Genomic DNA, 14,325 nt, shown 5'->3' with positions numbered 1-14,325 from the left:
AGTGCCTTATGTGGGATCATATTTCATTATGTGGGTTGAGTCGTCAACTGGCGCTGCGACGTAAATTGCGCCCGAGATGGCCCTATCTCCTTCGTCATTGCGAGGAGGCGAAGCCGACGCGGCAATCCAGAGCGGCGCCGGGCTGCCCTGGATTGCTTCGCTACGCTCGCAATGACGAAGGTTGGGAGTTGGTGCCCTTTCGTTCGCTCGCTGGCGTGGGCGCGCTCTTCAGCGCTCTCGTTCGGCCCCGCGCCAAGGTAGAAGCCGGTATGCGGCGGCTGGTTGTAGGCGGTGTTCTGCCAGGCCACGCCCGCCCGGTAGACCGGATCCTGCATCAGCGTGACGAAGCGATGCGGGGTGGCGAAAGGCGTGGTGTAGATGCGCAGTTCGCGGTTGTCGGCCCGGCGCCAGATCACTTCCTCACGCCAGTCGCCGATGAGATCGGCCTGAAGCGCGGGCGTCGCCTTGGTGCCGTTGTTCGAGGCGAGACCGTCGGGCGCGAGCAGCGGCGTGGTGGTTCCGTGCTCCCAGTCCCACTTGGAGATCGTCGTGCCGTCCAGCAGTTCGCGCAGCAGATCGCCGTCCCACCAGATTGCAAAGTTCGTCTGGCGCGGGTGCGGGCCGATCGGTTGGCCCTTGGTGTCGAAAAGTCGATCCGAATTGGCGCCCCAGAACTCGTCGCCATAGTGGCGCGGATCGATATCGGCGGCGAGGCCGCGTCCGGCGTCTTCCTCGGCGGGTTTGCTCCACAGCACTTCGCCGGTCCGGGCATCGAGCAGGGCCGAGCCGAGGCCGCCATTGTGCCGGATTTCCTCGAAGACGCCGAACTTTTCGAGGCCCGGACGGGCGGGATCGAGATCGCCGACATGCATGGTGTCGCCGTGGAACAGCGGGCGGGTCCAGAGGCCCTTGCCGGTGTCATCCACGGCCATCGATCCGTAGATCACCTCGTCGCGGCCGTCGCCATCGACATCGGCGATGGAAAGCTGGTGGTTGCCGCGACCGGCGTAATCCTCATTACCCGGCGCGGCGCTGTCGAACAGCCAGCGCTCGGTCAGCTTGCCGCCACGCCAGTCCCACGCGGCGATGGCGGTGCGGGAATAGTAACCGCGCCCGAAGACCATGCTCGGCTGGTGGCCGTCGAGATAGGCGACGCCCGCAAGGAAGCGGTCCGAGCGATTGGCGTAGCCATCGCCCCATGTCGCGGCGAGTTGTTCCGGCGTCGGGTTGCCGCCCGGATAGCGCGGCGGATCGTAAGGCGCGGTGGCAAGCGCCTTGCCGGTCAGGCCCTCGAACACGGTGAGATATTCGGGGCCCTTGACGATGCGGCCCTGCATCGGCGCAACCTTGGTGCCGTCCGCCAGCACTTTCGCGCCGGTGCGGTCCTGCTGCGGCACTTCGCCGCCCGTGCTGCGCCAGTCGGCATTGGCATCGCCGATCGCTTTGCCGGTGCCGTCCACGGTGCCGTCGGCGGTCTTCATCGCCACTTCGGCGCGTCCGTCGCCATCGAAATCGAAGACGAGGAACTGCGTGTAATGCGCCCCGGCGCGGATGTTGCGGCCAAGGTCGATGCGCCAGAGCCGCGTGCCGTCAAGGCGATAGGCATCGAGGAAGACGTCGCCGGTATAGCCGGTCTGGCTGTTGTCATGGCTGTTGGTGGGATCCCACTTGAGCACGATTTCGTAGCGGCCGTCACCGTCGAGATCGCCCACGCTGGCATCGTTGGCCGTGTAGGAATAGGCCTCGCCGGAGGGCGTCACGCCGTCCGCCGGCGGGACGAGCGGGATCGAGAGATAGCCCTTGTCCCACATCATGGCCCGCTGCGGCCCCGCGCGGTCGCCGATGCGCTCCACCGTGTAAGCGCTTTTTGTCGTGCCCTGTGCATCCACGAAAGCCGTCGCCTCGCCGGGCTTGGTGACGTGGATCGGCGCGCCGTCGCGCAGCACGCGGAAGCGGGCATTCTTGGGATCGGTGTTCAAAAACCGCCAATTCACGAGCACGCCGCCATCCTTGGCGGGTAGCGCCACGGCCCCGCGATCGAGCCGTTCCGGAGCCATGCGCGCCGCCGGAGTCGCGGCAAGGGCAGGGCCCGTCAGCGGGAACAGGGAAACAAGCCCGGCCATCAGGGCCAGCGCACGGATTTGGGCCGCCATTTGCATCATCCTCCTGATATGGAACCGATAAGGTCCAAATTATAGCATTGCATCCCACATATCGGTTCCATAAGTGTCCGTCTAGAAAGTGATTCGATCCGACGCCGGAAAACCGGACAAGCGAGATCGTCAGGGGAAAGAGGGGAGAGGCTATGCCGGCTCAGAACGCTGAAGTTACGTCCATTATTCACGCAAACCGCCTTGGTCATCGGGTGTTGCAGGGAGCCTCCGGGTTCGCCCTTGCCGTTGCACTGACGGTTTCCGCTCCGGCTATTGCTCAGACAAATGGGCCGTCAAACCCGTCGTCGAGCGACTCTCCATCAGCCGACGATCAAGTGACCGCCAAGGTCGACGAAAAGACCGCCGAAAAGGCGATCACCACCGCCAACGACATCGTCGTCGTCGGCACGCGCGCCTCACTCCAGTCGGCGATCAACCGCAAGCGGCAGGCCCGCACCATCGTCGATTCCATCGTTGCCGACGACATCGCCAGCTTCCCGGACAAGAACATTGGCGATTCACTCGCCCGCATCACCGGCGTTCAGCTCAGCCGCGATTTCGGCGAAGGCGTGAAAGTCTCGATCCGCGGCGTCGAGCCCGATCTCAACCGCGTGGAAATCAACGGCGTCAGCCAGGTCAGCGCCACCGGCGATCGTTCGGGCGACTTCCGCGAACTGGCGGCCGAACTGGTCAAGTCGATCGACGTCTACAAGGGCTACGCGGTCGATCTTACCGAAGGTGGCATCGGCGGCACCGTGCGCGTGGAAACCCGCAAGCCGCTTGAGCTGATGAAGCCGATCCTGTCGCTCAGCGTGTCCGGCCAGCACCTCGACACCACCGAGAACTGGCGCCCGCGCGTCTCGTTCTTCGCGGGCACGCCCCGGTTCCTGATCGACGGTCTCGGCGTGCTGCTGAACGCCACATACAGCGATGTGGTTACCCGGCAGGACTACATCAGCAATACCGGCTGGGCGCGCATTGCCGACTTCGATCATTCGACCGAGAAGACCGTCGCCGATCCGCTCTATGCGGGCTACAATACTTACGAGAGCTGCGCCGGTGTCGGCGGGGCAAGCGCGGCGAAGGCCACCGCCAACCGCCTCGCCTGCGAAACCCAGTTCTTCGACTGGGCCCCGAAGACGCCGCGTTATCGCAACCTCGTGCGCGAAGACAAGCGCATTTCCGGCGATCTCACGCTGCAATATCAGATCGCGCCGAACTTCCGCGCCTATTCCAATGTGCAGATCAACGTGCGCAACCAGACGCTTCAGGACGTCAATTACTCGGTCGATCTCGGCACGATCCAGCGCTTTAACCTGGATCCGCAGCTTGCCGCCGGTGCCGGTGGCGGCACATCGCGCCAACAGGTGGCGCTCGGCACGTCGACGGTAAATGAGAACCACGTCGTCACCGGCCTGACCACCGCGCTCAATGCCGTGAACCTCGGCACGGCGGCTGCGCCCAACTGGGGCGGTGCGGCCAACATCGTCGGCGTGCAGCGCCGCGATTTCAGCTATGACCAGAATTCGAAGTACTTCTCCGGCGGGTTCCGCTGGGATCTCAGCAAGCTGCACATCGATTTCCTGGGATCGCATGCCACCGCGCACACGGATTCGGAAACCAACCTGATCTCGCTGGGCACGAGCGTTTCCGGCATCGTGATCGACCGCAACAATGCGCAGGGCATTCCGGTCTTCCAGTTCCCTTCGAACTTCGATCCGGCCAATCCGTCGGTCTATTCTGACGCCACCCGCACCGATGCTAATGGGCAGGTCCTGCCGATCTACGGGCCCGGGCTCCAGTACCGCCCGGCCGAATACAACAACACCGAAGATCAGCTGAAGTTCGATGCGGACTGGGAGATCGACCACCCCATCGTCAGCAAGTTCGAGTTCGGCGCGCAGGCTCGTCGTCAGAAGTTCCTGAACTATCTCGGCGGCGGCTCGATGCTGATCGATCCCGCGACTTTGACCTATCAGTCGACCGCGAACGTCTCGTACACCACCACGATCCAGAACAACCCCACGCAGGCACGCAACGGCAATACTTATTACATCACGCCCGCGCAGTACGCCTCGCTGATCTCGTCGCTGGGCGGGGTGACGGGCGGCGCGCCGCTCTACACCGGCCTCAAGAACGCGCCTTCGGGCATTCCGAGCCGGCTGGCCTATCCCAACTTCGATTCCAGCGTGCTGTCGCAGATCTACGATCTGTCGGGCTTCGATCATGACCTTGTGCGCTTTGCCGACGGCTATCCGCAGATCCCCAGCGCCAAGATCACGGAATCGGTGCTGGCGGGCTATGCCATGCTCGATATCGACACCCAGATCTTCGGCATGAACCTCACCGGCAACGCGGGTGTTCGCTGGACGCATACCGAGGACAAGGGCCTTGGCACCAACATCAGCCGCGTCACCCGGATCAATGCGACCGGCGGCACCGAGACGGTGGTCGTCGCCGCGCAAGAGGCCGAGATCTCGAACAGCTACACGGATGTTCTGCCCGCGTTCAACGCCAACCTCGAAATCCAGCCCAACCTCTATCTGCGCGCCAACTATGCCCAGAACCTTGCGCGGCCCAAGCCGACCGATCTGGTGCCGAACATCAACTGCGTGGACGACCAGACGATCTCCGGCGCAGACGATGTCTGCACCGCAGGCAATCCGGACCTGAAGCCCTACCGCGCGGACCAGTGGGAAGTGAACCTCGCCTGGTATCCGAACCCGGACACGATGCTGAGCCTTGGCTATTACAAGAAGTCCGAATCCAGCTTCGTGATCGGCAACGTCCTGCGCGACGGCGTGGACCTGTTCCACGACGGCATTACCTACACCGTCCGCCAGCCCGTGAACGGCAGCGGTGCGCTGCTCGACGGTATCGAGGCGAGCGCGCAGACGGTGTTCACGTTCCTGCCCAAGCCGCTCGACGGTTTCGGTGCCTCGGGCAACTTCACCTATGCCCGCGCCATCCGCACCAACCTCACCAATGTCGCGACGGGCGGTCCGCTGAAGGAATATCCGGGCCTTTCGACCTACACCTACAATGCCAGCGTGTTCTATGACAAAGGCATGCTCAACGCCCGCCTGAGCTACAACTATCGCTCCAAGTGGCTGGACACGGTGATCGATGCCACCAACGGCAACAACCCGATCTACCGCAAGGCCGAAGGTTACCTGGACGGCAAGATTACCCTTCGCTTCCCGCAGTATCACCTCGACGTGTTCTTCGAGATGCAGAACATCAATAAGGAATACTCGAAGACCTACATCAACAAAGACATGCCGCTGGAGCTTTACTACCCCGGCCAGCGCGTCTTTGTGGGCATTCAGGCGAAGCTCTGAAAAAAGTGCCCCTCACGTGGCGACAACCACGTGAGGGGGCATCCGCATTTACGGGCGGTAGAGCACTTGATCCGGCAGGATCACATGGTTCGCCTTGGCGTAGACATCCCAGTCCGCCGCGAGTTCGCGCAGCTTGTCGGGATATTTGTCCGAAAGGTCCTGCGTTTCGCCGGGATCGGCGGCGATATTGAACAGGCGCCACTGGCCGTCACCCACATCGGTAGCCTTCCAGTCGCCCTTGCGCAGCGCGCGGCTGCCGAACAGTTCGGTGCCGATCGGCTCGTTGGCGGCATGGACGAAGGCAGCCTTGCCTTCCAGCCAGGGGCGCGCGCTCTTGCCGGTTATCGGCAGCACGGTGCGACCCTCGAACGTGGTGCCGCCGCTCGGGATACCGGCGTAGTCGAGCAGGGTCGGCGCAATGTCGGCCACGCTCACATAGGCGCCGCCGATGCTCTTGGGGTGAGCGAGACCCCTGAAGTTGACGAAGGCCGTCGTGCGCGTGCCGCCCTCCGAAGCATAAGCCTTGGTCAGCCACGAAGGCGCGGTGCCGGCCTGTGCCCATTCGGGGCCATAGGTCGTGTAGCTGGTGCCCTTGCCGAGATTGTCGAGCGCGTTGTTCGCGGTCGTGGTGTAGCGGGCGAGCATCTTGGCGCCGGTGGTCTTGGCGTCGAGCGCCTCGGCGCCGTTGTCGGCCAGGAACACGATCACGGTATTGTCGAGTTCACCGCTGGCGCGCAGCGCGTCGATCACATGGCCCACGTTGGCGTCCATGCGCGCGACCATCGCGGCGTAGATCTCCATGTTGCGCGCGGCCTCGCGCTTGTCGGCGACGGAGAGGCCGTCCCACCCGCCGCGCGGCGCGCGCGGGGTGTGCGCGACCGTGCCCTTGGCGATGAGCCCGAGCTGTTCCTGCCGGGCCAGACGCGCGGCGCGGATCGCTTCGAATCCGGCATCATAGCGACCGTGCTGGCGGGCAATGTCCTCGTCCGGTGCCTGCATCGGCCAGTGCGGCGCGGTGAAGGTCAGATAGGCGAAGAACGGCTTGTCCGGCGTGTCCTTGCGGCTGCGCTGCAACTCTTCGATCAGGTTGCCGGCAAAGGCGTCGGACGAATAGAACCCGGCGGGCAGCGAGGCGAGGACCTTGCCGTCGCGCGTATAAGTCGCGCCCTTGGTGGGATCGGCCGACTGATCGAGGCCGAAGTGGTTGGCGCCGCCTTGCAGCAGCGCGAAGCTGTACTGGAAGCCGCGTGCATGCGGGTCCTGCTCGGGCTTGAGGCCAAGGTGCCACTTGCCGGAAATCAGCGTGCGATAGCCGCCGGCGGCGAGGCGCTCTGCCAGCGAGGCGACTTCGGGGCGCAGATAGCCTTCGTAGCCCGGCTGCTCCTTCTGGTTGGGCGCGGTCAGTTCGGCCATGTTGCCCAGCCCGGCAAGGTGATTGTCGGTGCCCGACAGCAGCATCGAGCGCGTGGGCGAGCAGGTCGGCGCAGTATGGAAACCGGTGAGGCGCAGCCCGCTTAGCGCGAGACGGTCGAGATTGGGCGTGGAGATCTCACCGCCGAAGGCGCCGAGGTCGGACCAGCCGAGATCGTCGGCCACGATCACCAGGAAGTTCGGACGCGCGGCCGAGGGAACCGGGGCGGGGGCGGCGCTGGGTGCGCTCTGGGCGGCGGCCGGGCTGGCGGCAGTGGTGGCAAGCAGCGCCGCACTGAGAGCGGTGGCGAAACTGAAAAGACGCTTGGCAGACATCGAGGATTTCCTGAAAATCGAGAATGCGGATGGAGAATTTGGCGCAAAAAAGTCCCGCGCCGCGGTTGGGTGCGCGGCGCGGGACTGCGGCAAACAAACGATAAAAATGGAGCGCAATCCGATTCCGAACGGACGGATTGCGCTCCAGTAGTCGGCCCTACAGGGTGGAAGGATCAGGCCGGTTCGTAAGTGGTGGCCTTTTCCTTGCGGATCGTGCGGCTGCTGCGGCCGTCGAGGCCCACTGGCACCACGCCCGCGATCGTCGCGCGGCGCAGGGTGCGGCGCTGGAGGCCGAAGTCGGAGACGGCGCGGTGCTGGGTCGCCTGGTTGTCCCAGAACGCCACGTCACCGGGCTGCCAGCGCCAGCGCACGACGTTCTCGGGGCGGGTGATGTGGTCTTGCAGAATCGCGAAGAGCCGCGCCGAATCCGCCTGGTTGAGGCCGACGATGCGCTTCACGAAGTGGCCCAGCAGCAGACTGCGCTGGCCCGAGACCGGGTGCACGCGGACCAGCGGGTGCTCGGTCTCGTAGACGGTCGCGGCGAAGATGTTCTTGTGGTACTTCTGGCGCTCTTCGGCCACTTCGCTGGCCTTGGGCGTATTGGCGAGGACCTGGGCATAGTCGTAGTCGTTCGAGTGGACCGCCCAGAGATTGTTCACCAGCTGGCGCAGGCTTTCCGGCAGGCCTTCGTAAGCGGTTTCGGTATTGGCCCAGACGGTGTCACCGCCCGCTTCGGGAATGGTGATCGCGCGCAGGATCGAGCCCGAGGGATAGGCGTCGGTAAAGGTCACGTCGGTATGCCAGGTGGAGGCGGCGTAGCCTTCCTTGCTGTCCAGTTCGAGCAGGTAGCTCGAGCCTTCGGCGACCGGCACCGTCGGGTGGGCGACCGGCGCGCCGAACAGCGAGGCGAAGGCCTCATGGCGCTCGTCGTTCAATTCGTGCTGGCCGCGGAAGAACACGACCTTGTGACGGACGAGCGCGTCCTTGATGTGCTGCACGGTCTCGCCGTCGAGATCGCCCGAGAGCGTCACGCCCCGGATTTCGGCGCCGATGGTGCCGGTGATCGGTGCGATGTCGAGCGGGGAGCTGGGGTCCTTGGCATTGGCGTAAGTGGCAATGGTGGTCATGGCATTTACTCCTTCGTCGTTATCAGGGGGACGTGAAAATTCATTCGGCAGGAACCAGAGCGGCGGCGGCGTAGACATCGTCGCGCGCTTCGATCTGGCGGCGGATTTCCGCATGGCGCGAGGCGTCGAGCGGGAAGCGGGAGACCAGCACGGCGGCCAGCGCATGGCCCAGTGCCGGACCGAGTGCGAAGACCAGCAGCAGGCCGTTCAGCGCAGTGGGCGTGTTGGTGGCGGCGGCGGGGTTGAACCCGAAAGCCGTGACGAGCGGCAGGGCGATGCCGAAGGCGAGTGCCGGGCCCAGCTTCATCGAGACGCTGAAGACCGAGTAGTAAAGGCCCACCCGGTCCTCGCCGGTTTCGGCGCGGTGGAGGTCGGCAATGTCCGCCACCATCGACCGCAGCATCAGGTTGCCCGAGCTTTGCGTCAGGCCCTGCGCGATGGCGAGGAAGACCATCAGGCCGAAACGGTCGGGGGTGAGGAACACCAGCCCCAGATTGATGACGGCCTGCGCCACTTCGGCCAGCACGGCGGCCCGTCCCTTGCCCAGAACGAGGCCGATGCGCTGCCAGATCGGCCCGGCGAGCACGCCGAACGCGTACTGGAGCAGGAAGAAGCCCGCCGCCCATTCCGGCCGGTGGAAGTAGAGGGTGATGACGAACAGCAGCAGCGCGGTGCGCACGCCCTGTCCGGCAGTGACGGCCGCGTCCGCCGCCAGCACGCGCAGCAGCAGCGGGTTGCCGAAGATCGCCTTGATCGACTTGCCGAAGGCGAAAGGCTCGCTGTCGGCCGGGGCGCTGCGATCCGGCACGCCGGTAAGCGTGAGCAGCAGCGCGGGCACTGCCGTCACCAGTATAAGCGTGCCGAACAGCGTCAGCCGCAGCGGGCCGTCGTCGGGCCGCAACTGGTCGGCAACGGCAGGGAGTAGCAGGGTGAGCACCAGCGCCACTGCCGACAGCAGCGTGAACTGCGAGGAGATGCGCGTGCGATCATCGTAATTGCCGCTGATCTCGCCGGACCAGGCCAGCACCGTCGTCAGCGTGATCGAGTGGCCGGCATAGTAGCAGAACACGCCCACGCTCACCCAGAGCAGTCCGGCGCCATGCGGCGGGAAGAACAGCATGACGATGCCAAGGGTGAACAGCAGGCCCCCGGCCGCGATCCACGGCCGCCGCCGTCCGAAGCGGCTGCGCGTGCGATCGCTGAGCGCGCCGATCACCGGGTCGAGCAGCGAATTGGCGATCTGCCCGATCAGATAGACAAGGCCGAGGCCCGCGAGCGGAATGCCGTAGTCCCGCGCCAGAATGGCCGGTACGAAGGCCACTGCCGGCTGCGCCGCCGCAAAGATCGGAATGGCCAATGCGTTGAGGCGGAACATGCGCCATGCATCCAGCTTTCTGTGGCTCTGGTGCTGGCTGAGGCGTTGCCGGGCGAAGGACTGGTAATGCATGGCTCGCGGGTTCCCTGTGCTACGTTATGAGCCGGCGGTCAGAGCTTGGTGCGGAGGGTGACGCCGATCGTGCGGGGTTCGCCGATCTGCGCGGTGACGACACCGGTGTTCGCGGGCGCCAGAGCAATGAAGTAGTCCTTGTCGAACAGGTTCTTGGCCCAGATCGAAAGGTCCCACAGGCCGTCATCGGTGCGCAAACCGATGCGCCCATTGACCAGCCCGTAACCGGGCACTTGCGCCCAGGCCGAGTTCGAGGCCGAGGTGTTGTAGTTCGACCGGTAGGCGTAGTCGGCATGGGCGTAGACCGAGACGTCCTTGCCGCCGAGCGTCGTCAGCGCATGGTTGAAGTCTCCGCCCAGCGTCCAGGCCCACTTGGGAACGCCGGGGAGGCGGGCGCCCGAAAGGTCCTGGATCGCGCCGTGGTTGAGGTTTTCGATCGCCTGCGGGGCGTTGTCGTAACTGATGTAGCTGGCGTCGGTATACGTGCCCGAGGCATTGAACGAGAGGAAGTCGGTCGCCGCCACGGTCAGCTCGCCCTCGATACCGCGCGAGCGGACCTTGGGGATGTTGGCGATGTACTGGCGGCTGACCAGCGGGTTGGAGGGATCGAGATCGGTGATCGCGGTCTGGTAATCGCTGATCTCGGTCCAGAACCCGGCGGCGTTCAGCGTGGCGCGGTGGTCGAGGAACTGGGACTTCACGCCGATCTCGAATGCGTCGACCTTTTCAGGCTTCACCGTCGGATCGGTGACGCTGGAGGGAAGCTGGGTCAGGTTGAGCCCGCCCGACTTGTTGCCGCGCGCGTAGCTGCCGTAGACCATCACGTCCGGCGCGACCTTCCAGCTCAGCGAGACGAGGCCCGAGAGGCTGTTGTCGGTAAAGCTGGTGTGGGTGAGCGGCACGGCCTTGTTGAAGCTGGCGCGAATGGCCTGGATCTGGGTCTGGACGGCGGGGGAGAAGCCGGAAATGTCGGCGGCCTGCGCCACCCACTGCTCGAACACGCCGTCCTTTTCTTCATGCGTGAAGCGCAGGCCGGTGGTCAGCGTGAGGGAGGGCGTGATGTGCCAGTCGGTCTGGCCGAACGCGGCCAGCGTCTTGGTCTGCGGGTCGGAGTAGGAATTGACCTCGTACCCGCTGAGCGCGGCATTGTTCACCGCGTTGGACGCGCCGAGGAACCAGAGCGGGGCTGCCGAACCATAGCCCGTCGCGCCGTAGCCGCGCACGGTCTGCCAGAAGTAATAGGCGCCGACCACCCAGTCGAAGGTGCCATTGTCCTTCGAGGCAAGGCGCAGTTCTTGGCTGAACTGGCGCTGGCGGTTGGCCTGCTGGGCCTTGACCACGATCGGCAGCGAAGTGCCGTCACCGTCGTTGGCCGGATCCCAGTCCCACCAGCGATAGGCGGTGATGGACGTGAGCGTCGGGCCGCCCAGCTTCCAGTTCACTTCGCCCGAAACGCCGTAACCGGCCATGTTCGACTGGTAGTGGCTGTCCGCCTCGCCCACGCGGTCGAAGGGCGCGAAGTCGGGCAGCGTGTAACCCGGGAAGCGCGCGGCGCGCTGGGCGAAGTTGCCGGCAATCGGGGTGCCGTCCGCATAAGTCGTGTGCAGGCCGGCGAAGACGTTGAGGACATAGTCCTGCTTCTGCCTTGCATAGTCGCCGATGATGCGGACTTCGAGGTTGGGATCGGGCGTGAACAGCAGCTGCCCGCGAATGCTCTTGTTCAGATAGTTCTGGGCGCGGGTGTTGGTGGTCTTGTTCCACAGGAACCCGTCGTTCTGGCTGATCGCGCCGGACAGGCGCACGGCCAGCAGGTCCTTGATCAGACCACCCGATGCCGAGGCGCGGACCTGATAGTGGCCATAGTTGCCAAGGCTGGCTTCGGCCGAGAGTTCGGGGTCGAACGTGGGCTTGCGCGAAGTGACGTTGATGACGCCTGCGGTCGTGTTCTTGCCGAACAGCGTGCCTTGCGGTCCGCGCAGGATCTCCATGCTCTGGATGTCCACGAGGTCGAACTGCGCAAGGCCGACGCGGCCGTAGTAGACGTTGTCGATGTAGAAGCCGACGCCGTTCTCAAGCCCGTCGTTGGTCAGCGAGACGTTGGAGCCAAGGCCGCGAATGTTGATGTTGGTGTTGCGCGGGTTGAAGGTGATGACCTGAAGGCTGGGCACCTGCTGCTGGATCGAACCCAGCGTATAGTCGCCTCGGCGTTCGAGCGCGGCGGCGCTGATGACGCTGATCGCCACCGGCACTTCCTGCACGTTTTCATCGCGGCGGCGCGATGCGGTGACGATGATCGTGCTGCCCGTATCGCCGTTTCCATCGGCGGCAGCGGCATCCGGTGCGCTCCCGGCCGGAGTCGCCGCGGCGAGATCGGCCGAAGGGGCCTCGGCAGCATAGGCGGGAACGGTGAACAGCAAGGCGGCGGCGAGCGCCAGGGGACTGGTGGCGGAAACGGTATTCCTGAAAGACGTGCGGAACATTGAACGGTATTTCCCTGTTACTGCCGCGTTCGTCAGGCGTGACGACGACCTGCGGGCGGCGAATTCATTCGGTGTGATCGCTGGGGGAGAAGCAGGGCCCGGGAAGCCGTCTCGCCAGGACGTGCGCCAGCATCGCCGGGCAGGCCGAGGCATGCCGGTCGATGCCCGATGGGCACGACGGGTCCTTCGCAGCCGCGCGCTCAGCGCGGTGCGGAAGGGGGTCTGGAGATCCGGTTTCAGGCCGACAGCTTCAGGCACACGTGCAACGGTTGTCCGGTGCGGCGCGACTGGCCCTTCGCGTATCGGTCTGCGGTATCAGGCGCTGGTCTGGAATTTCGGCATCGTATCACCTCATCGTTTCGTGAGGGGAACACGACGCTTGGCGTTGTCGCCCGAGCATCGCGCGCTTTAGCGGTTGGTATCGCGGAGCAAGCTGCTTCCCATCAAATGCCGCGGACCGAGGCCCCTTTAAATGCAGTCCGGCCCGGTCACCGGTCATCTGCGGGGTAAACTCAACCTATTAAGTTGAGAAAGAGAGGTCAAGCACAAGCTTTCCTTTGTCGGCCAATCGCGCAGCTTGCGCGGCCAAGCGTGAAAAGCGCGGAAATCGGGCAGGGATCTGTGCCGGCACCGCGCCGAAAATGCCCAAACGGGCATTTTCCCGAACATCCTCTCAATGCAGCGAATCTTCCAGATGGCGCAGCTTGTCCGGATTGCGGGTGACGTAGATAGCGCGGATCAGTCCGTCTTCCACCAAGAGTGCAGTGGTCTGGAGGATGCCGTCGGGCTCGCGCGTCACGAAGCCCGGCAGGCCATTGACGAAGCCGTAGCGGACCAGCGCGGAGGGCGCGCGGCGCAGGCGTTCGAGTGCGAGATGCGCGCGGACCACTTCGTCCGCGCCTTCCAGCACGCGGGCAACGGCGGGCCGCTTGCCGCCGCCATCGGAATGAAAACGCACGTCCTCAGCCAGCAAGGCGCCCAGATTGGCGAGCCCCTCGCCGCGAGAGGCCTGAAAGAAGGCGTCGGCGATGGCCATGCCGTGCGCCCGGTCGACGGCAAAGCGCGGGCGCTCGCTGCGCACATTAGCCCGCGCGCGGCTGGCAAGCTGGCGGCAGGCGGCGGTATCGCGGCCGATGGCGGCGGCGATATCCTCGAAACTCTCCCCGAATACGTCGTGCAGCAGGAACGCCGCGCGTTCGAGCGGGGAAAGCCGCTCCAGCGCCAGCAGCAACGGCAGCGTCACGTCCTCCACCGGCTCTTCCTCCACCACGGGTTCGGGAAGCCACGGCCCGGTATAAGTCTCGCGCCGCACGCGCGCCGATTTCAGGTGATCGAGGCACAGCCGGGTGACGACACGGCGCAGGAAGGCGGCGGGAATGCTCACCGCCGCCCGGTCGGTTTCCGCCCAGCGGATATAGGCTTCCTGCAACACGTCCTCCGCGTCCGCCATGGAGCCGAGCATCCGGTACGCGACGCGCAGCAGGCCGGGCCTGTGCGCGTCGAAAGTGCCGGTGGCATCAAATGCGGGCGCGGTTCCGGTCACTTCCAGCCCAGTTCCGGCGCGTAGAGATTGAAGCCTACCGCCAGCCGGTTCCAGCCGTTGATGACATTGATCATCATGGTCAGCTTCAACTGCTCCTCCTTGTCGAACGCGGCGTCCAGCGCCGCATAGACGGCATCGGGCGCGCGCTTGGTGGCCACTTCGGTCAGATGATCGGTCCAGGCAAGGGCCGCGCGCTCGCGATCGGTATAGCACGGCGCTTCATGCCATGCGGCCAGCAAGTGGATGCGCTGCTCGGTCTCGCCTGCGGCCCGCGCTTCGGCCGTGTGCATGTTGAGGCAATTGGCGCAGCCGTTGATCTGCGAGGCGCGGATCTTGACCAGTTCGAGCAGCGGCTTTTCCAGCCCGCATTCGCCGACCTGCATGGAGAAGGCATACCAGGCTTTGAAGATCGCGGGCGAGACGGAGTAGACATCGGCACGGGGAGTCATGGCGTGATCCTTTTCAGTGTGGATGCCGCCATGACGAGA

The 14,325-nt window shown here is 64.9% G+C and carries 9 protein-coding genes; 2 read left to right on the top strand and 7 right to left on the bottom strand.

Going from position 1 to position 14,325, the window contains the following annotated elements; all coding sequences use genetic code 11:
- Positions 1–26: 26 nt before the first annotated feature.
- The gene (locus EDF56_RS21520) at positions 27–2,057 is read right to left on the bottom strand and encodes a rhamnogalacturonan lyase (RefSeq protein ID WP_279389730.1); all 2,031 of its coding nucleotides are present in this window, start codon (positions 2,055–2,057) and stop codon (positions 27–29) included.
- Positions 2,058–2,488: 431 nt separating this feature from the next.
- Between EDF56_RS21520 and EDF56_RS21515 the strand changes: the two genes are divergently transcribed.
- Positions 2,489–5,494, top strand: a complete 3,006-nt coding sequence (locus EDF56_RS21515; protein WP_243652760.1) for a TonB-dependent receptor — start codon at positions 2,489–2,491, stop codon at positions 5,492–5,494.
- A 48-nt stretch (positions 5,495–5,542) separates the two neighbouring features.
- On the opposite strand, the gene EDF56_RS21510 is transcribed toward EDF56_RS21515, so the two are convergent.
- Entirely contained in the window at positions 5,543–7,240 is a 1,698-nt protein-coding gene (locus EDF56_RS21510) for an arylsulfatase (RefSeq protein WP_132391420.1), read from the bottom strand.
- On the opposite strand from EDF56_RS21510, the gene EDF56_RS26065 reads away from it, so the two are divergent.
- Entirely contained in the window at positions 7,230–7,391 is a 162-nt protein-coding gene (locus EDF56_RS26065) for a hypothetical protein (RefSeq protein ID WP_165912313.1), read from the top strand. The genes EDF56_RS21510 and EDF56_RS26065 overlap by 11 nt on opposite strands.
- A 22-nt stretch (positions 7,392–7,413) precedes the next feature.
- Here EDF56_RS26065 and EDF56_RS21505 read toward each other — a convergent pair whose 3' ends face one another.
- From EDF56_RS21505 to EDF56_RS21485, 5 genes are all read right to left on the bottom strand, one after another.
- On the bottom strand, positions 7,414–8,367 hold the full coding sequence (locus EDF56_RS21505; RefSeq protein ID WP_132391418.1) for a TauD/TfdA family dioxygenase: 954 nt from the start codon (positions 8,365–8,367) through the stop codon (positions 7,414–7,416).
- A gap of 40 nt (positions 8,368–8,407) precedes the next feature.
- Positions 8,408–9,814, bottom strand: coding sequence for an MFS transporter (locus EDF56_RS21500; protein WP_132391416.1), 1,407 nt, complete (start codon positions 9,812–9,814; stop codon positions 8,408–8,410).
- Positions 9,815–9,852: 38 nt separating this feature from the next.
- Positions 9,853–12,294, bottom strand: coding sequence for a TonB-dependent receptor (locus EDF56_RS21495; RefSeq protein WP_132391414.1), 2,442 nt, complete (start codon positions 12,292–12,294; stop codon positions 9,853–9,855).
- A 673-nt stretch (positions 12,295–12,967) separates the two neighbouring features.
- Entirely contained in the window at positions 12,968–13,837 is an 870-nt protein-coding gene (locus EDF56_RS21490) for a sigma-70 family RNA polymerase sigma factor (RefSeq protein WP_132391412.1), read from the bottom strand.
- Positions 13,834–14,286, bottom strand: coding sequence for a carboxymuconolactone decarboxylase family protein (locus tag EDF56_RS21485; protein ID WP_132391410.1), 453 nt, complete (start codon positions 14,284–14,286; stop codon positions 13,834–13,836). The genes EDF56_RS21490 and EDF56_RS21485 overlap by 4 nt, the downstream gene beginning before the upstream one ends.
- Between the last annotated feature and the right edge of the window lie 39 nt (positions 14,287–14,325).

It is taken from the genome of Novosphingobium sp. PhB165 (genome assembly GCF_004341845.1).
In the GTDB taxonomy this organism is placed as follows: domain Bacteria; phylum Pseudomonadota; class Alphaproteobacteria; order Sphingomonadales; family Sphingomonadaceae; genus Novosphingobium.
This window is presented reverse-complemented; position numbering and strand designations above follow the sequence as displayed.